General features: G+C 71.9%; 15 protein-coding genes. All 15 read right to left on the reverse strand.

The genetic code is table 11. The features are described from left to right. Nucleotides 1–12: 12 nt before the first annotated feature. The gene (locus tag H0H10_RS18075; RefSeq protein ID WP_188182027.1) at nucleotides 13–198 is read right to left on the reverse strand and encodes a hypothetical protein; all 186 of its coding nucleotides are present in this window, start codon (nucleotides 196–198) and stop codon (nucleotides 13–15) included. 195 nt (nucleotides 199–393) lie between these two features. Continuing rightward, on the reverse strand, nucleotides 394–966 hold the full coding sequence (locus H0H10_RS18080; RefSeq protein ID WP_188182028.1) for a hypothetical protein: 573 nt from the start codon (nucleotides 964–966) through the stop codon (nucleotides 394–396). 35 nt (nucleotides 967–1,001) lie between these two features. Next, the gene (locus tag H0H10_RS18085) at nucleotides 1,002–1,577 is read right to left on the reverse strand and encodes a GNAT family N-acetyltransferase (RefSeq protein ID WP_188182029.1); all 576 of its coding nucleotides are present in this window, start codon (nucleotides 1,575–1,577) and stop codon (nucleotides 1,002–1,004) included. Next, nucleotides 1,555–3,801: an MMPL family transporter gene (locus H0H10_RS18090; protein ID WP_188182030.1), complete on the reverse strand. Its 2,247-nt coding sequence runs from the start codon at nucleotides 3,799–3,801 to the stop codon at nucleotides 1,555–1,557. The genes H0H10_RS18085 and H0H10_RS18090 overlap by 23 nt, the downstream gene beginning before the upstream one ends. A gap of 301 nt (nucleotides 3,802–4,102) precedes the next feature. Then, complete coding sequence (gatB, locus tag H0H10_RS18095) at nucleotides 4,103–5,617, reverse strand: Asp-tRNA(Asn)/Glu-tRNA(Gln) amidotransferase subunit GatB (protein ID WP_188182031.1); 1,515 nt, start codon at nucleotides 5,615–5,617, stop codon at nucleotides 4,103–4,105. A 15-nt stretch (nucleotides 5,618–5,632) separates the two neighbouring features. Beyond that, complete coding sequence (locus tag H0H10_RS18100; protein WP_043504295.1) at nucleotides 5,633–5,872, reverse strand: hypothetical protein; 240 nt, start codon at nucleotides 5,870–5,872, stop codon at nucleotides 5,633–5,635. Beyond that, nucleotides 5,869–7,365, reverse strand: coding sequence for an Asp-tRNA(Asn)/Glu-tRNA(Gln) amidotransferase subunit GatA (gene gatA, locus H0H10_RS18105; protein ID WP_188182032.1), 1,497 nt, complete (start codon nucleotides 7,363–7,365; stop codon nucleotides 5,869–5,871). The genes H0H10_RS18100 and gatA overlap by 4 nt, the downstream gene beginning before the upstream one ends. Nucleotides 7,366–7,371: 6 nt before the next feature. Next, nucleotides 7,372–7,668: an Asp-tRNA(Asn)/Glu-tRNA(Gln) amidotransferase subunit GatC gene (gene gatC / locus H0H10_RS18110; RefSeq protein WP_004925108.1), complete on the reverse strand. Its 297-nt coding sequence runs from the start codon at nucleotides 7,666–7,668 to the stop codon at nucleotides 7,372–7,374. A gap of 94 nt (nucleotides 7,669–7,762) precedes the next feature. After that, a complete protein-coding gene (locus H0H10_RS18115) occupies nucleotides 7,763–8,254 on the reverse strand; it encodes a cupin domain-containing protein (protein WP_188182033.1) in 492 nt (163 codons plus the stop codon). A 139-nt stretch (nucleotides 8,255–8,393) separates the two neighbouring features. Then, complete coding sequence (locus H0H10_RS18120; protein ID WP_188182034.1) at nucleotides 8,394–10,631, reverse strand: putative bifunctional diguanylate cyclase/phosphodiesterase; 2,238 nt, start codon at nucleotides 10,629–10,631, stop codon at nucleotides 8,394–8,396. A gap of 262 nt (nucleotides 10,632–10,893) precedes the next feature. Further along, nucleotides 10,894–13,086 (reverse strand): NAD-dependent DNA ligase LigA, encoded by a 2,193-nt coding sequence (gene ligA, locus H0H10_RS18125; RefSeq protein WP_188182035.1) that lies wholly within the window; start codon nucleotides 13,084–13,086, stop codon nucleotides 10,894–10,896. Nucleotides 13,087–13,101: 15 nt separating this feature from the next. After that, nucleotides 13,102–14,109: a methionine synthase gene (locus H0H10_RS18130; protein WP_188182036.1), complete on the reverse strand. Its 1,008-nt coding sequence runs from the start codon at nucleotides 14,107–14,109 to the stop codon at nucleotides 13,102–13,104. A 31-nt stretch (nucleotides 14,110–14,140) separates the two neighbouring features. Beyond that, nucleotides 14,141–14,839, reverse strand: coding sequence for an SDR family oxidoreductase (locus H0H10_RS18135; RefSeq protein ID WP_188182037.1), 699 nt, complete (start codon nucleotides 14,837–14,839; stop codon nucleotides 14,141–14,143). Nucleotides 14,840–14,857: 18 nt separating this feature from the next. Beyond that, entirely contained in the window at nucleotides 14,858–15,397 is a 540-nt protein-coding gene (locus tag H0H10_RS18140; protein ID WP_188182038.1) for an LOG family protein, read from the reverse strand. After that, entirely contained in the window at nucleotides 15,394–16,200 is an 807-nt protein-coding gene (locus tag H0H10_RS18145) for a class I SAM-dependent methyltransferase (RefSeq protein ID WP_188182039.1), read from the reverse strand. The genes H0H10_RS18140 and H0H10_RS18145 overlap by 4 nt, the downstream gene beginning before the upstream one ends. Nucleotides 16,201–16,255: the final 55 nt, after the last annotated feature.

A 16,255-nucleotide genomic window follows, 5' to 3' on the forward strand; every position in this document is an offset into this window, starting at 1 on the left:
GGGTTCCGGCGCTCATGCGGCCCGGGCGAACCGGTGCCTCCTCGGGCGCGGGCTATGGCTCTCCGTCTCGGCGGTGCGCCGTGCCGCCGCCCGGCGCTCGGCGCGACGGGCCAGGACGGCCTCGCGGGCCAGCCGTTCCCGCTCGGCGCGGCGGATCAGATCGGCGGAACGGTACTGCTGGAGCTCGTACTCGAACATGGCGTGTCCTTGGTGAGAGGTCGGTCGGGGCTTCGCTCGTTGCGATGCCTCAACCTTCGTCTCCCAGGGGGGCCGGCCACATCGGGTAAGTTCCGCATCTTCGGCGGCGGGCCATGCCTTAGATACGCGTGAGGGGTCTTAGGGCGCGCGCATCGGTGCGCGGATGCCCTAAGACCCCCGGGACGACCTGCGGAATCAGCCCGTGGAGGGCAGGCCCAGCAGGACGTCGGTGTACTTCAGCACGGCCAGGAGAAGGCCGATGACGCCGAGCGCGACGCCGGCCCAGGCGACCGACTTGATCCACGGCGCCTGCGGCCTGCCGGGCGCCCCGAACGCGGGCCGGGCGAGCACCACGACGCCGACGACCAGCGCGAACAGCGCGAACAGCCCGCCCCACAGCGCGGTGGCGTGCCAGGCGTCGCCGTAGCCCTTCTCGATCATCGTGGCGACGTTCGAGGACGTGGAGGTCTCCAGCTGGCCGATCAGCGACTCGCGGGCGGAGGCCACGGTTCCGACCCAGCTCCCGGTCAGCGAGACGATGCCGAGCCCGGCGGAGACCACGGCACCCGCGCCCTGCCCGACACCGGTCGGGCCCTCCGCGGCGGCCGCCCCGGCGCCGGCGTCGCCCTCCGCGGCGTCCTGCTCCGCGACGGCGTCCTCCGTGCCCTCGGTGCTTGCGGTGCCCTCGGCGGCCTTCGCCTCCGCCGCCTCGTCCACCTTTTCCTCGTCAGTCTTCACGCCGGTCTCGTCCACTGTCTTCGTTCCCATGTCTCGCACCGTACGGACGCTGTCTGAGAGGTCCCTTAATGATCGCTGTGAGCGGTACGCGCGCGTGCCTCACGCCACTCGGGCGCGAGCACCGCCCACACCTCCATGTCCTGGCGGACGCCCCGGTACGGGAAGCTTTCGCGCAGTACGCCCTCCCGCATCATGCCGAGTCGCCGCGCGGCGTTGACGCTGGGGGTGTTGGCGGAGGAGGCGTGCCACTCCACGCGGTGCATGCCGCGCTCCTCGAAGGCCCAGTCGATCAGGACCCGGGCACCGCGCGTGACGAGTCCGCGGCCCGTCCCGGCGGGCTCCAGCCAGCAGCCGATCTCGCACACGCCGGTGGCGGCGTCGAAGACCCGGAAGAGCAGACCGCCGACGAGCTTGCCGTCCAGCCAGAGCCCGTGCAGGAAGCCGCTGTCCGCGGCGCGCTTGTCGGCGTACGACTGGAGCAGCGCCCGCGCGGACTCGACGTCGGTGGCCTTCGACCCGAACGGAATGTGCTGTGTGATGAAGTCCCTGCCCCGGTCCAGGTGGGCCAGGAACTCCTCGGCGTGCCAGGTCTCCAGGGGGCGCAGTTCGGCCCCGTCGTCACCCAGTGGTATCGCGTACATCCCGCTGCCGTTCCTCCTCCGCAAGGACGTCCGCCACTTCGGCGTCCGTCGCCGCGGCCAGCCTCTCATGGGCGGCACGGCACTCGGGCGGCTCGATGCTGATGCGCGGCAGACGGGCGTCCAGCCAGCGGGGCAGCCACCAGTTGGCGCTGCCGAGCATGTGCATCAGGGCGGGCACCAGGAGCGTACGGAGGACGAAGGCGTCCAGGGCGACGGCGGCGGCCAGGGCGATGCCGAACATGGCGATCACCCGGTCGCCGCTGAGGACGAAGGCGAGGAAGACCGAGATCATGATGACCGCGGCGGAGTTGATCACCCGGCTGGTCTCGGCGAGTCCGACGCGGACGGCCCGCCGGTTGTCGCCGGTCTCCAGCCACTCCTCGTACATCCGGCTGACCAGGAAGACCTGGTAGTCCATGGAGAGCCCGAACAGTACCGACACCATGATCACGGGCAGGAAGGGCTCGATCGGGCCGGCGCTGCCCAGGCCGAGCAGTTCGCTCCCCCAGCCCCACTGGAAGATCGCCACGACGATGCCGAAGGAGGCGGCCACGGCGGCGACGTTCATCGCCGCGGCCTTCAGCGGTATGCCGACGGACCGGAAGGCCAGCAGGAGCAGCAGGCAGCCCAGGCCGATGACGACGCCGACGAAGAGGGGCAGCTTGCCGACGATGACGTCGGCGAAGTCGTCGTAGCCGGCCGTGACGCCGCCGACGTGCACGTCGAGCGCGGTGCCGGCCTCGGCCCGGGGCAGTACCTCGTCGCGCAGTCGGTCGACGAGGTCACTGGTCGCCCGGGACTGCGGTGCCGATTCGGGGACGACGGAGAGATAGGCGGCGTCGCCTCCGGAGTTGTACGTCACGGGCGTCACCGAGGCGACGCCCTCGGTGGTGCGCAGCGAGGTGTCGAGGTTGTCCAGGGCGAGCCGGTCCTCGGCCCCGCCGACCTCGGTGACGAGGGTGAGCGGGCCGTTCACGCCGGGCCCGAAACCGTCGGCGAGGAGGTCGTAGGCCTGGCGGGTGGTGGTCCCCCGGGGGTCGTTGCCCTGGTCGGAGGTGCCCAGGCGCAGCCCGAGGGTGGGCAGGGCGAGCACGGTGATGACGACCAGGGCGAGGACGCCGAGCAGCCGGGGGTGGCGCTCGACGAACCCCGACCAGCGGGCGGCGAGCCCGGTGGGTACCTCGGGTTCGGGGCCGTGCTCGGCCAGCCGGCGCCGCTCGCGCCGGCTCAGGGCGCGCGGGCCGATGAGGGACAGCAGGGCGGGCAGCAGCGTCACGGAGGCGGCGACCGTGAGGACGACGGTCAGCGAGGCGGCGATGGCGACGCCGTTGAGGAAGCTCAGCCGCAGGATGAGCATCCCCAGCAGGGCGATGCAGACGGTGGCGCCCGCGAAGACGACCGCGCGTCCGGTGGTCGCGACGGCGTTCGTGGCGGCCTCGGTGACGGACAGTCCCCGCTTCAGTCCGCGCCGGTGTCTGGTGACGATGAACAGCGCGTAGTCGATGCCGACGCCGAGCCCGATCAGGGTGCCCAGCATGGGCGCGAAGTCGGCGACGGTCATGACGTGGCCGAGGAGGGTGATGCCCGCGTAGGCCGTGCCGACGGAGACCAGCGCGGTGGCGATGGGCAGCAGTGAGGCGGCCAGGGAGCCGAAGGCGAGGAAGAGGACGACCGCGGCGACGGCCACGCCCAGGACCTCGGCGAGATGTCCGCCCGGCACCTCGGTGAGGGCGACGGCGCCGCCGCCCAGTTCGACCTGGAGCCCGTCGGTCTCGGCCGCCTTCGCGGTGTCCACGACGGCCCGCGCCTCGGCCGCATCGATGTCCTCGGCCGCGTCCTCGAAGGCGACCGTGGCGTACGCCGTGTGGCCGTCCTCGCTGACCTGGCCCGACTCGGGGTCGTCGTACGGGTTCGTCACCGAGGCCACCCCGGGCAGGTCCGCGACGCGGTCCAGGGTGCGGGTCATCGTCTGTTCGACGTCGGCGGCGCGGACGGTGCCGGAGTCGGTGTGCCAGACGATCGTGTCGCCGTCGCCTCCGAGGCCGGGGAAGCCGGAGGCGAGCAGCTGGGAGGCACGGTCGGAGTCGGTGCCGGGGACCTTGTAGTCGTTGGAGTACGCGGAGCCGGTCACGGCGGCCGCCGCGGCGACCCCGCCGAAGGCGAGGAGCCAGAGCAGGACGGCGACGAGGCGGCGACGGACACACCAGCGTGCAAGGGCTGCCACGAACGTGCTCCCAGGGTGTCTGATTGTGGATCTTTGACCGGGAACAGTCGTTCATGAGGTGAACGGCCCGCAAAGAACGCATGAGCAATGCGAAGCCACTCTTGCAGGCCGAAGTGATCGTTTGCGGACTTCGTGGCGTTATTCACAACAGCGGGAGACAGCTCACAGGACGATCGGGTGAAACGTGTCAGAACCCGCCGTCCGGAAACCGGCTGCGGCCGGCGGCGGTCCGCTGCTGTGCATGCACCGCGGGGGATGCATCGCGAACGATGCATCCCCCGGGTGTGCGGAGCAGCGGGTGTCAGCCCTCGGCGACGCCGAGCTTCTCCAGGATCAGCTCCTTGACGCGGGCGGCGTCCGCCTGACCGCGGGTCGCCTTCATGACCGCGCCGACCAGGGCGCCGGCCGCCGCCACCTTGCCGCCGCGGATCTTGTCCGCGATGGCCGGGTTGCCGGCGATGGCCTCGTCGACGGCGGCGGTCAGCGCGCCCTCGTCGGAGACGACCTTCAGACCGCGCTTGTCGACGACCTCGTCCGGGGTGCCCTCGCCCGCGAGGACGCCCTCGATGACCTGGCGGGCCAGCTTGTCGTTCAGGTCGCCGGAGGCCACCAGCTCGGTGACGCGGGCGACCTGCTGCGGGGTGATGGCCAGCTCATCCAGGGACTTTCCGGACTCGTTGGCGCTGCGGGCCAGCTCGCCCATCCACCACTTGCGGGCGGAGGCCGCATCGGCACCGGCCTCGATCGTGGCGACGATCGGGTCCAGCGCGCCGGCGTTGAGGATCGCCTGCATGTCGGTCGCCGAGATGCCCCACTCCTCACGGAGCCGGTTGCGGCGCACCAGCGGCAGCTCGGGCAGGCCCGCCCGCAGCTCCTCGACCCACTCGCGGGACGGGGCGACCGGCACCAGGTCGGGCTCCGGGAAGTACCGGTAGTCCTCGGCCTCCTCCTTCACACGGCCCGAGGTCGTCGACCCGGTGTCCTCGTGGAAGTGGCGGGTCTCCTGGATCACCGTGCCGCCGCCGCTCAGGACGGCCGCGTGCCGCTGGATCTCGTAGCGGGCGGCACGCTCCACCGAACGCAGCGAGTTGACGTTCTTCGTCTCGCTGCGGGTGCCGAACTTGTCGGCGCCCTTCGGCATCAGCGACAGGTTCACGTCGCAGCGCATCTGGCCCATCTCCATGCGGGCCTCGGACACGCCGAGGGCGCGGATGAGCTCGCGCAGCTCACGGACGTACGCCCGCGCGACCTCGGGGGCGCGCTCGCCCGCCCCCACGATCGGCTTGGTGACGATCTCGATGAGCGGGATGCCGGCGCGGTTGTAGTCCAGCAGGGAGTGGGACGCGCCGTGGATACGGCCGGTGGCGCCGCCGACGTGCGTCGACTTGCCGGTGTCCTCCTCCATGTGGGCGCGCTCGATCTCCACGCGGAAGGTCTCGCCGTCCTCCAGCTGGACGTCCAGGTAGCCGTTGAAGGCGATCGGCTCGTCGTACTGGGAGGTCTGGAAGTTCTTCGGCATGTCCGGATAGAAGTAGTTCTTCCGGGCGAAGCGGCACCACTCGGCGATCTCGCAGTTCAGTGCGAGACCGATCTTGATCGCGGACTCGACGCCGGTCGCGTTGACGACCGGGAGCGCGCCGGGCAGGCCGAGACAGACCGGGCAGGTCTGCGTGTTGGCGTCCTGGCCGAGCGCGGTCGAACAGCCGCAGAACATCTTGGTCTTGGTGCCGAGTTCGACATGGACCTCAAGGCCCATGACGGGGTCGTACGACGCCAGCGCGTCCTCGTACGACACCAGGTCGGTCGTGGTGGTCACGGTGAAACTTCCCTCTCAGCCCAGCAGGACGTCGTCGTCGCCCAGCCGCTTCAGCTCGCGGTAGAGGATGGCGAGGCCGGTGACGATGGCGGCGGCGGACACGGCGGCGTCGACCAGGCGGAGCGTGTCGCTCTCGGCGCGGGCGAGCTTCGCCTGCTTGGCGACGCTGAACGCACCGAACGCGGTGGTGGCCATGGACAGGTACAGGCCGTTCTTGGACTTCTTGAAGCCCTTGGCCTTCGACAGCTTGCTCACAGCGACGGAGCCTCCTCCAGCAGCGGGTGACCCCACTTTTCCACGAAGGCGGCCTCGACGGCGGCGCCGACCTTGTACAGCCGGTCGTCCTTCATGGCGGGGGCGATGATCTGCAGGCCCACCGGCAGGTTGTCCTCGGGGGCGAGGCCGCAGGGCAGCGACATGGCCGCGTTGCCCGCCAGGTTGGTGGGGATGGTGCACAGGTCGGCGAGGTACATGGCCATCGGGTCGTCGGCGCGCTCGCCGATCGGGAAGGCGGTGGTCGGGGTCGTCGGGGAGACGATCACGTCGACCTGCTCGAAGGCCTTCTCGAAGTCCCGCGTGATGAGGGTGCGGACCTTCTGGGCGCTGCCGTAGTAGGCGTCGTAGTAGCCGCTCGACAGGGCGTACGTGCCGAGCATGATGCGGCGCTTGACCTCGGGACCGAAGCCGGCCTCACGGGTCAGGGACGTGACCTCCTCGGCAGAGTGGCCGCCGTCGTCGCCGGTCCGGAGGCCGTAGCGCAGGCCGTCGAAGCGAGCGAGGTTGGACGAGCACTCGGAGGGGGCGATCAGGTAGTACGCCGACAGCGCGAGGTCGAAGGACGGGCAGTCCAGCTCGACGATCTCGGCGCCCAGCTCCTTGAGCAGCTCGACGGACTCGTCGAAGCGCTGGATGACGCCGGCCTGGTAGCCCTCGCCGCGGAACTGCTTGACGACGCCGACGCGCATGCCCTCGACACTGCCGTTGCGAGCGGCCTCGACGACCGGCGGGACCGGGGCGTCGATCGAGGTGGAGTCCATCGGGTCGTGCCCGGCGATCACCTCGTGCAGGAGGGCGGCGTCCAGGACCGTGCGGGCGCAGGGGCCGCCCTGGTCCAGCGAGGAGGAGAAGGCCACCATGCCGTAGCGGGAGACGCCGCCGTACGTCGGCTTGACGCCGACGGTGCCGGTGACGGCCGCGGGCTGGCGGATGGAGCCGCCGGTGTCGGTGCCGATGGCGAGCGGGGCCTGGAAGGCGGCGAGCGCGGCGGAGGAGCCGCCGCCGGACCCGCCGGGGATCTTGGTGAGGTCCCAGGGGTTGCCGGTCGGGCCGTAGGCGCTGTTCTCGGTCGAGGACCCCATGGCGAACTCGTCCATGTTGGTCTTGCCGAGGATGACGACGTCGGCGGCCTTCAGCTTCCTGGTGACCGTCGCGTCGTACGGCGGGATCCAGCCCTCCAGGATCTTCGAGCCGACGGTCGTGGGCACGCCCTCGGTGGTGAAGATGTCCTTGAGCGCGAGCGGGACGCCGGCCAGCGGGCCGAGCTTCTCGCCGCGCTCCCGCTTCTCGTCCACGGCTCGCGCCTGGGCGAGGGCGCCCTCGCGGTCCACGTGCAGGAAGGCGTGCACCTTCTCGTCGACGGCCTCGATCCGGGCCAGGTGCGCCTCGGTGACCTCGACCGCGGTCAGCTCGCCGGAGGCGATCTTCGCGGCGATCTCGGCCGCGGTGAGCTTGATGATGGGATCGCTCATGGCGGGTTACTCCTCCCCCAGGATCTGCGGCACCTTGAAACGCTGCTGCTCCTGGGCCGGGGCGCCGGAGAGCGCCTGCTCGGGCGTGAGCGACGGACGGACCTCGTCCGGCCGCATGACGTTCGTCAGCGGGAGCGGGTGCGAGGTCGGCGGTACGTCTTGGTCGGCGACCTCGCTGACGCGGGCCACCGCGCCGATGATGTCGTCCAGCTGTCCCGCGAAGTGATCGAGCTCTTCGGGCTTCAGCTCCAGACGCGCCAGCCGGGCGAGGTGGGCGACCTCCTCGCGCGTGATGCCAGGCATGCAGCGTTCCTCTGGGGTGAGTGTGTGTGGTTTGGGCCCAATCCTATGGGGCGGGGCCCAGTGCCCGTGAAACGGTTTCCGCGAGCCGGTCCGCTCAGCGCCGCGCGTCCCAGGCCGGACTGCTCAGGAAGTGGTTGTCGTACAGGTCCTGGACGTCCAGGATGCTGTCCGCCGGAACCTCGCCGAGCCGGATGCGCCGCAGGTGCCGGAAGTACTCGAACCGTTCGACGCCGGGCGTCAGGACGATCAGGATGTCGGCGTCGGCGCCGGGCGCGGCGGCGAAGGCGTGGGGCCGGCCGGGCGGGACGACGACCAGGTCGCCGCGTTCGGCGGTGACGATGTCGTCGCCGGAGAGCAGCAGGGCCTCGCCGTCCAGCATGAAGAACATCTCGGCCGAGCCCCTGTGGAAGTGGGGGCGGGCGCCGTCGGCGCCGTCGGCGAGGGTGACGCGCTGGGTGGTGAGCGCTCCGCCGGTCGCGCTGCTGTCGGCCAGCAGCCTGACGGTGACGGGGGCGGGGCCGAGGACCTCGGCCCCGGCCTCGCGCACGACGACGGAGTCGTCGAACCTCGGTACGGACAGTGACATGGCTCGGCTCCTGGGTGCGGGCACCTGGCGGACAGGGACGCCGCGCGCGGGACGCGGCGCCGGTGGAGCGGGGTACCCGCCGCTGGACGGGTGTACCGGCGGATGGTGCGCACGGGCGCCGGTTCGGGGCGTGGTCCCGTCAGCCGACGCGGCCCGGGTCGTCCGCCGTGGCCGCCGGGAGGGCCGCGGCGGGGCGCTGCCAGCCCCGGGAGCCGCGGGCCAGCAGCCAGGCGGTGGTCTCGTCCGGTGGCATCGCCGCCGCGACCAGCCAGCCCTGTACGGCGTCGCAGCCGAGGTCGCGCAGCCGTTCCCAGGTCTCGTCGTCCTCGACGCCCTCGGCGACGACGAGCAGGCCGAGCGAGTGCGCGAGGTCGACCGTGCAGCGCACGATCTCGGCGTCCTCGGTGTCGACGGCCAGCCGGGCGACGAACGAGCGGTCGATCTTCAGCTCGCTCACGGGGAGCCGGCGCAGATGCACGAGCGAGGAATAGCCGGTGCCGAAGTCGTCCAGGGACATCTTCACGCCGTGCCCGGTCAGTCCGGCGAGGGTGTCGGCGGCGCGCTGCGGGTCCTCCAGCAGCACGTGTTCCGTTATCTCCAGTTGCAGCGCTCCCGCCGGGACGCCGTGCCGGGCCAGCCGGGCGGCCACCGAGCCCGCGAAGCCGGGGGTGTGGACGTCGCGCGGCGAGACGTTGACCGCGACCGGCACGAACAGGCCCTGGGCGCGCCAGCGGGCGACCTGCCCGAGCGCCGTCTCCAGCACGTACTCCGTCAGATGGGGCATCAGCCCGGAGGACTCGGCGATCGCTATGAACTCGTCCGGCGGCACCTTGCCCCGTTCCGGGTGCACCCACCGCACCAGGGCCTCCAGGCCCGCGACCTGTCCGTCGAAGCGGACCTTGGGCTGGTAGTGCAGCTGCACCTCGTGGGCGTCCAGGGCCCGGCGCAGATCGCCCAGCAGCCCCAGCCGGTCGGGGGTGTTGGAGTCCCGCTTGGACTCGTAGACCTCGACGCCCGTGCGGTCCCGCTTCGCCTGGTACATCGCCACGTCCGCCCGGCGCAGCAGCCCTTCGGCGTCGAGCGCGTGGTCGGGGAAGACGGCGACCCCGGCGCTGGCCTCCAGGACGAGGGTGAGCCCGTCCAGGTCGAGCGGGGAGCCGAGCGCGGCGACCAGTTGACGGGCGACCCGGGTCGCCGACGTGGTGGAGTCGGCGACGGGCAGTAAGACGGCGAACTCGTCGCCGCCGAGCCGCGCGGCCTCCGCCCCGCGCGGCAGCGCCTGCCGCAGTCGGTCGGCGGTCTGCAGCAGCAGCCGGTCGCCGGCCAGGTGGCCGAGCGTGTCGTTGACCGAACGGAAGCGGTCGAGGTCGATCAGCATCAGGGCGGCGCGGGCACCGATGCGCTCGGCGTCGTCCAGCGCGGTCCACGTCCGCTCCAGCAGCCACTGCCGGTTGGGCAGCCCGGTCAGCGGGTCGCGCAGCTGCTCCTCGGCCCGGGCGCGGGCGATCCACAGCGTGGAGTCGAGGGCGATCAGCGGGATCGAGAACAGCGGCAGCAGCAGAGGCTTGGCGACGGCGACCACGCAGATCAGCGGGGCGATGCCGAGCAGCGCGACGGCGACCAGGCCCTGTCTGACCAGGGCGGTGCGGGCGACGGTGGGCAGCCCGGCGCGCGGCGTCTGGAGATACCACAGCAGGGCGCGGGTGACCGCGAGGTAGGCGACGGCGACCAGCACCACCTTGGGCGCCGCGTAGACCGTCCAGGTGTCGGGATCCCAGGGGCTCTCCACGGACGGCACGGAACCGCACGCACCGAGCAGCAGGGCTCCGGCGGCGATGCCGAGGATGTCCACCGCGCCGTGCAGGATGCCCTGCCGCCAGCGGCCCCGGCGGGCGACGCCGACCAGGACGACGACGGTGAGGCTGACCATGCCGGCCGGCACCCAGCCGTACAGCAGCAGGACGGCGAGGGTGAGGGCGGCGCCCGAGCCGGTGCCGCCCCACCAGCGGGAGCGCCCCAGCATGACCAGATGGCCGACGACGACACCGGTGAGCACGGCCAGGGACCAGCCGACGGTGCCGGACGGGAAGAGGGCGTGGCCGCCGGTGAACGCCCGGTAGAAACCGGCGCCGAGGACGAACCCGGCCGCCGCGACGACCACCGCGGGCAACGCGGGCCAGGACACGTGCCGTTCGGTGTCGGCGTCGGACAGTCCGGAGGCGCGGTCGGCGGCCGGCGGTGCGGAGCCGCGGCCGACCGCCGCGGTCCGCCGTGCGCCACCGCCGCGCCGCACGGGCCGCCGGCTCTCGTGCCATGCGCCCACCAGGCGGCGCAGGCGCAGCCGTGAGCCCGCGGCGGCGCTCTCGGTCGGTTCCATTCCCGTCCCTCTCACAGCCGGCGGTGCCCACGCCACGCGGCCCGACGCCCGACAACCATCAACGGCTCCGCGTTGGAGAACCCTTCCCCCCGCTCCTCGGTGGCAGGGGAATGCCCCGACCGCAGCTGGGCACGGCAGGCGCACACCTCAACAGTAGGCCGCAGAAGGCTTCCACGGGCAGCGGTCGTCGGCGGTTGCCCGAATGCGCCCCGGCCACCCGTATGCATCTGGTATGCGCCGATCGGGTGGCCTTCAACCGCTATTACTCGGCCGAAAGTGCGACGCCGGCCGCCGCTTCGGGCCCCTGTTCGAGCAGGACGACGAAACCGTCCTCGTTCAGAACCGGCACCTTGAGCTGCATCGCCTTGTCGTACTTCGAACCGGGGTTGTCACCCACCACGACGAACGAGGTCTTCTTGGACACGGATCCGGTCACCTTCGCGCCCCGGCCCTGCAGCGCCTCCTTGGCCCCGTCCCGGGTGAACCCTTCGAGGGTTCCGGTGACGACGACGGTGAGCCCGTCGAGCGGACCCGGCCCCTCGTCCTCCCCGGTGGACTGCTCCTCCAGCGGGACTCCGGCGGCCTTCCACTTGCGGATGATCTCGCGGTGCCACTCCTCGGCGAACCACTCCTTGAGGGAGGCGGCGATGACGGGCCCGACGCCGTCGGTGTTCGCCAGCTCCTCCTCCGTGGCCTGCTCGATGCGGTCGACGGAGCGGAACTGGCGGGCCAGTTCCTGGGCGGCGACCGGGCCGACGTGCCGGATGGACAGCCCGTTGAGGAAGCGGGCGAGCGGGCGGCTCTTGGCCTCCTCGATGTTCTTGAGCAGCGCGAGGGTGTTCTTCTTCGGCTCGCCCTTCTGGTTGGCGAAGACCGTGACGATCTTCTCCTCGCCGGTCTTGGGGTCCCGCTTGGGCAGGCCGCTGTCCGGGTCGAGGACGTACGCCCTGATGGGCAGCAGCTTCTCCACCGTGAGGTCGAAGAGGTCGCCCTCGTCGACGAGCGGCGGGTCGGCCGGCTCCAGGGGACGGGTGAGCGCGGCGGCCGCGACGTCGCCGAAGTGCTCGATGTCCAGGCACTCCCGGCCGGCGAGGTAGGAGACGCGCTCCCTCAACTGGGCGGGACACGTCCGCGCGTTGGGGCAGCGGAGGTCGATGTCGCCCTCCTTCATGGGCCGCAACGGCGTCCCGCACTCCGGGCACTCGGCCGGCATCACGAACTCCCGCTCGCTGCCGTCCCGCAGGTCGGCGACCGGCCCCAGGATCTCGGGGATGACGTCACCGGCCTTGCGCAGCACCACCGTGTCGCCGATGAGCACGCCCTTGGCCTTGACGACCTCCTGGTTGTGGAGGGTGGCGAACTCCACCTCGCTGCCGGCCACCGTGACCGGCTCGACCTGCGCGTACGGGGTGACGCGGCCGGTGCGGCCCACGCCCACCTTGATGTCGATGAGCTTGGTGTTGACCTCTTCGGGCGCGTACTTGTAGGCGATGGCCCAGCGGGGTGCGCGGGCCGTGGAGCCGAGCCGCCCCTGGAGGCGGATCTCGTCGAGCTTGACGACGACGCCGTCGATCTCGTGCTCCACGGAGTGCCGGTTCTCGCCGTAGTACGCGATGAACTCCCGTACGCCGCCGAGGTCGTCGACCACCCTGTTGTGCCCGGAGGTGGGCAGGCCCCAGGTCTTCAGCAGGTCGTACGCCTCGGAGAGGCGGGTCATGCCGTCGAAGCCCTCCAGGGCCCCGATGCCGTGGACGACCATGTGCAGCGGGCGGGTGGCGGTGACCCGCGGGTCCTTCTGGCGCAGCGAACCGGCCGCCGCGTTGCGCGGGTTGGCGAAGGGTTTGTCACCGGCGGCGACCAGACGGGCGTTGAGCTCCTGGAACTTCTCCATCGGGAAGTAGACCTCGCCGCGGATCTCCACGAGGTCGGGCACCTTGTCGCCCTTGAGGCGCTCGGGGATCTCGGCGATCGTGCGGACGTTGGGTGTGATGTCCTCGCCGGTGCGGCCGTCGCCGCGGGTGGCCGCCCGGGTCAGGCGGCCGCGCTCGTAGGTGAGGTTGACGGCGAGTCCGTCGACCTTCAGCTCGCACAGGAAGTGGTACTTCTGCTCGCCCAGTTCCTTGCGGATGCGCTCGGTCCAGGCGGCGAGCTCGTCGTCGTTGAAGGTGTTGTCGAGGGAGAGCATGCGCGAGCGGTGCTCGACGGCCGTGAACTCCGTCTCGTAGGAGCCGGCGACCTTCTGCGTCGGCGAGTCCGGGGTGCGCAGCGCCGGATACTCGTCCTCCAGGGCCTCCAGAGAGCGCAGCAGCCGGTCGAAGTCCGCGTCGCTGATGACGGGGGCGTCCTTCACGTAGTACCGGAAGCGGTGCTCCTCGATCTGCTCAGCGAGCTGCGCGTGCTTCTCCCGTGCCTCGGCGGGCACGCTCGTCGTCTCCGCTTGCTTGTCGCCGGCCACCGTGTCGTCCTCCCGTTACTCTGGGTTGTCCGCGAGGGATCTCGCCGCCCGGACGCAGTGGGCCAGCGCCCGGCGGGCGTACTCGGGGGACGCGCCCGCGAGTCCGCACGACGGAGTGACCGTGACCGCCCGGGCGAGAAGCCCCGGATGCAGTCCCAGCCTGCGCCACAGCGTCCTGACACCCATGACGCTACCGGCAGGGTCTGACAATGGGCCGTCCGTGCCCGGGACGACACCGGCGAACAGCCGGGTGCCGCCCTCCACGGCCTCGCCGATCGCCTCGTCGTCACGCTCCGTGAGGAGGGAGAAGTCGAAGGAGACGCCCGCCGCTCCCGCCCGGCGCAGCAGGGCGAAGGGGACCTCCGGTGCGCACGAGTGGACCACGACGGGGCCGTCGTCGTGGACGCCGACGACGTCCCGCAGCGTGGCCTCGGCGATCTGCCGGTCGACGGCCCGGTGGGTGCGGTAGCCGCTGGCGGTCCTGACCCGGCCGCGCAGGACGGCGGTGAGGGACGGCTCGTCGAGCTGGAGCACGAGCTGGGCGCCCGGCACCCGGCGCCGCACCTCCGCGAGATGCAGGCGCAGCCCCTCGGCGAGCGAGGCGGCCAGGTCCCGGCAGGCGCCGGCGTCGGACAGGACCGCCTCGCCGCCTCGCAGTTCCAGGGCGGCGGCCAGCGTCCAGGGGCCGACGGCCTGCACCTTCAGGGGGCCCTCGTAGCCCTGGGTGAACTCCTCCAGCGCGTCGAGGTCCTCCCGGAGCCACGCCCGCGCCCGCCGGGTGTCCCGGCCCGGGCGGTCGCCGAGCCGCCAGCCGCTGGGCTCCACGCGCGCGTAGAGCTCGACGAGCATCCCGGCGCTGCGGCCGATCATGTCCGCGCCGGGCCCGCGGGCGGGCAGCTCGGGCAGGAAGGGGAAGTCCTCGAAGGTGCCGGCGGCGGTCTTGACGGCCTCGCGCGCGTCGTCCCCCGGCAGGGAGCCGACGCCGGTGGCGGCACCGAACCTGAACTGGCTGTTCTCACTCACACCGGCAGCCTACGGAACGACGCGGCGGACATCACCGCCCCGGACGCACCGTCAGGTCGTTGACCTCGGCGTCCCTGGGCAGATCCAGGGCCATCAGGATCGTCGTGGCGACCGACTCGGGGTCGATCCACCTCGACGCGTCGTACTCCTTGCCCTCCTGCCGGTGCACCTTGGCCTGCATGGGGCTGGCGGTGCGGCCGGGGTACACCGAGGTGACGCGGACGCCGTTCGCGTGCTCCTCCTGGCGCAGGGAGTCGGCCAGGGCCTTCAGCCCGTGCTTGGAGGCGGCGTACGCGGACCAGTCCGCGTGGGCGCTGAGGCCGGCGCCGGAGTTGACGAAGACGACGTGGCCCTGGGCGACGCGGAGCTGGGGCAGGAAGAGGCGGGTCAGCTCGGCGGGCGCGATCAGGTTGACGTTGAGCTGGTTGCGCCAGGTCTTGGGGGTCAGCTCGCCGACCGGGCCGAGGTCGACCACGCCCGCGATGTGGAGCAGGGAGTCCACGCGCTCGGGCAGGGACTGGTGGGAGAGGGCCCAGGACAGCTTGTCGGGGTCGCCCAGGTCGCCCACCAGCGTCCGCGCGCCGGGGAACGCGGCCGCCAGTTCCTTCGCCCGGCCCGCGTCGCGCGCGTGCAGCACGATGTCGTCGCCGCGCTCGTGCAGGCGGCGGGCGACGGCCGCGCCGATGCCGGAGCCCGCTCCGGTGATCACATGTGTAGCCATGCCCGCCATGCTCGCATCACCGCGGGCTCAGACCACGCCCCGGCTCTCCTCCAGGTAGGCGAGCGCCCCGACCGGCTCCTCGGCGAAGAACACCAGCTCGGTGAGCGGACGGGGCAGGAAGCCCTCGTCCTCCATGCGGCGGAACTGCTCCTTGAGGCCGTCGTAGAAGCCCGCCGTGTTGAGCAGGACGACCGGCTTGTCGGTGTGCCCGTGCTTCTTCAGCTCCAGGATCTCCGTGGCCTCGTCCAGCGTGCCGGTGCCGCCGACCATGATCACCACGGCGTCGGACTTCTCCAGCAGCAGCCGCTTGCGCTCGGCGAGGTCCTTGGCGACGACCATCTCGTCGGCACCCTCGCGCGCCTTGGCGGCCAGGAAGTCCACGGAGACCCCCAGGAGCCGCCCTCCGGCCTCCTGCACGCCGTCGGCGACCACCTTCATCAGCCCGACGTCGGAGCCGCCCCACACGAGTGTGTGCCCGCCCTTGCCCAGCAGGGTGGCGAACTCCTTCGCGGGGCGCGTGTAGCGCTCGTCGAGGTCGGCGGCGGAGAGGAAGACGCAGATGTTCATGCCCCCACCGTACGGGCCGGGTCCGGCATCGCGGTCACCCGGATCTTCGACTGCCGGTGCGGCAGCCGCTCCCAGTCGTCCATGAAGCGGGCCGACAGGCCGTGGCGCGCGGCGAGTTCGACCAGGGTCTGCGTCCGGTAGTAGAAGTCCTCCCGCAGCACCTGGTGCTCCTCGCCCTCGGTCCGGTCGAACGTGAAGTCGAAGAACCCGCCGGGCGCGAGCACCCGGCCGACGTGGGCGAGGCACTCCTCCACGATGTGGCGCGGCGAGTGCGAGAAGACGCTGTGCGCGTGCACGACGTCGAAGTGGCCCTCGGGCAGGAAGGCGAAGGTCAGGTCGGCGGCGAGCGTCAGGTGGGGCAGTTTCGCCTGCAGCCCCTCGCGTACGAGGGTGTCCTGGGCGGCGAGCAGGATGTGCGGGGAGATGTCGATGCCGTAGTAGTGGCCGGTGTCGAGGTGGTCGATGAACAGCCGGCCCGCGCGCAGGTTGCCGCAGCCGATCTCCAGCATCCGGTGGTGCGGCTTCAGCCCGTGCGCCACCAGGTAGTCGAACTGCATGCGGCCGATGCGCTCCCAGCTCTCGCGGGAGGGGTTGTGTCCCACGGCCCCCTCGGCGCTGCGGGCCGTGTCGGAGGCCATCACGGCCCGGTAGTACGCGATGTGGTCGCCGCGGTACCGCAGCCGCAGCCAGGCGTCCCGCGCCGCCCTGCGCGCGTGGGCGGGGACGCGCTCCGGGTGGCGCAGGGCGTACCGGGCCCGGTGGGCGAGGCTGCTGCGGTTCCGGTCGGGGTGCGTGGCTCCCATGGCGGCCTCCTGCGGAAGCGGGGGAAGAACTCGGGTCCAGCGTGCGCTGAAGGTG

It is taken from the genome of Streptomyces griseicoloratus (genome assembly GCF_014534645.1).
Taxonomy (GTDB): Bacteria; Actinomycetota; Actinomycetes; order Streptomycetales; family Streptomycetaceae; genus Streptomyces; species Streptomyces griseicoloratus.

Excerpts from the sequence above, each read along its gene's own strand:
- H0H10_RS18145 (WP_188182039.1), bottom strand. The coding sequence starts at position 16,200 with ATGGGAGCCACGCACCCCGACCGGAACCGCAGCAGCCTCGCCCACCGG.
- gatA (WP_188182032.1), bottom strand. The coding sequence starts at position 7,365 with ATGAGCGATCCCATCATCAAGCTCACCGCGGCCGAGATCGCCGCGAAG.
- H0H10_RS18140 (WP_188182038.1), bottom strand. The coding sequence starts at position 15,397 with ATGAACATCTGCGTCTTCCTCTCCGCCGCCGACCTCGACGAGCGCTAC.
- H0H10_RS18085 (WP_188182029.1), bottom strand. The coding sequence starts at position 1,577 with ATGTACGCGATACCACTGGGTGACGACGGGGCCGAACTGCGCCCCCTG.
- H0H10_RS18075 (WP_188182027.1), bottom strand. The coding sequence starts at position 198 with ATGTTCGAGTACGAGCTCCAGCAGTACCGTTCCGCCGATCTGATCCGC.
- H0H10_RS18120 (WP_188182034.1), bottom strand. The coding sequence starts at position 10,631 with ATGGAACCGACCGAGAGCGCCGCCGCGGGCTCACGGCTGCGCCTGCGC.
- H0H10_RS18135 (WP_188182037.1), bottom strand. The coding sequence starts at position 14,839 with ATGGCGGGCATGGCTACACATGTGATCACCGGAGCGGGCTCCGGCATC.
- gatC (WP_004925108.1), bottom strand. The coding sequence starts at position 7,668 with ATGCCTGGCATCACGCGCGAGGAGGTCGCCCACCTCGCCCGGCTGGCG.
- H0H10_RS18115 (WP_188182033.1), bottom strand. The coding sequence starts at position 8,254 with ATGTCACTGTCCGTACCGAGGTTCGACGACTCCGTCGTCGTGCGCGAG.
- H0H10_RS18080 (WP_188182028.1), bottom strand. The coding sequence starts at position 966 with ATGGGAACGAAGACAGTGGACGAGACCGGCGTGAAGACTGACGAGGAA.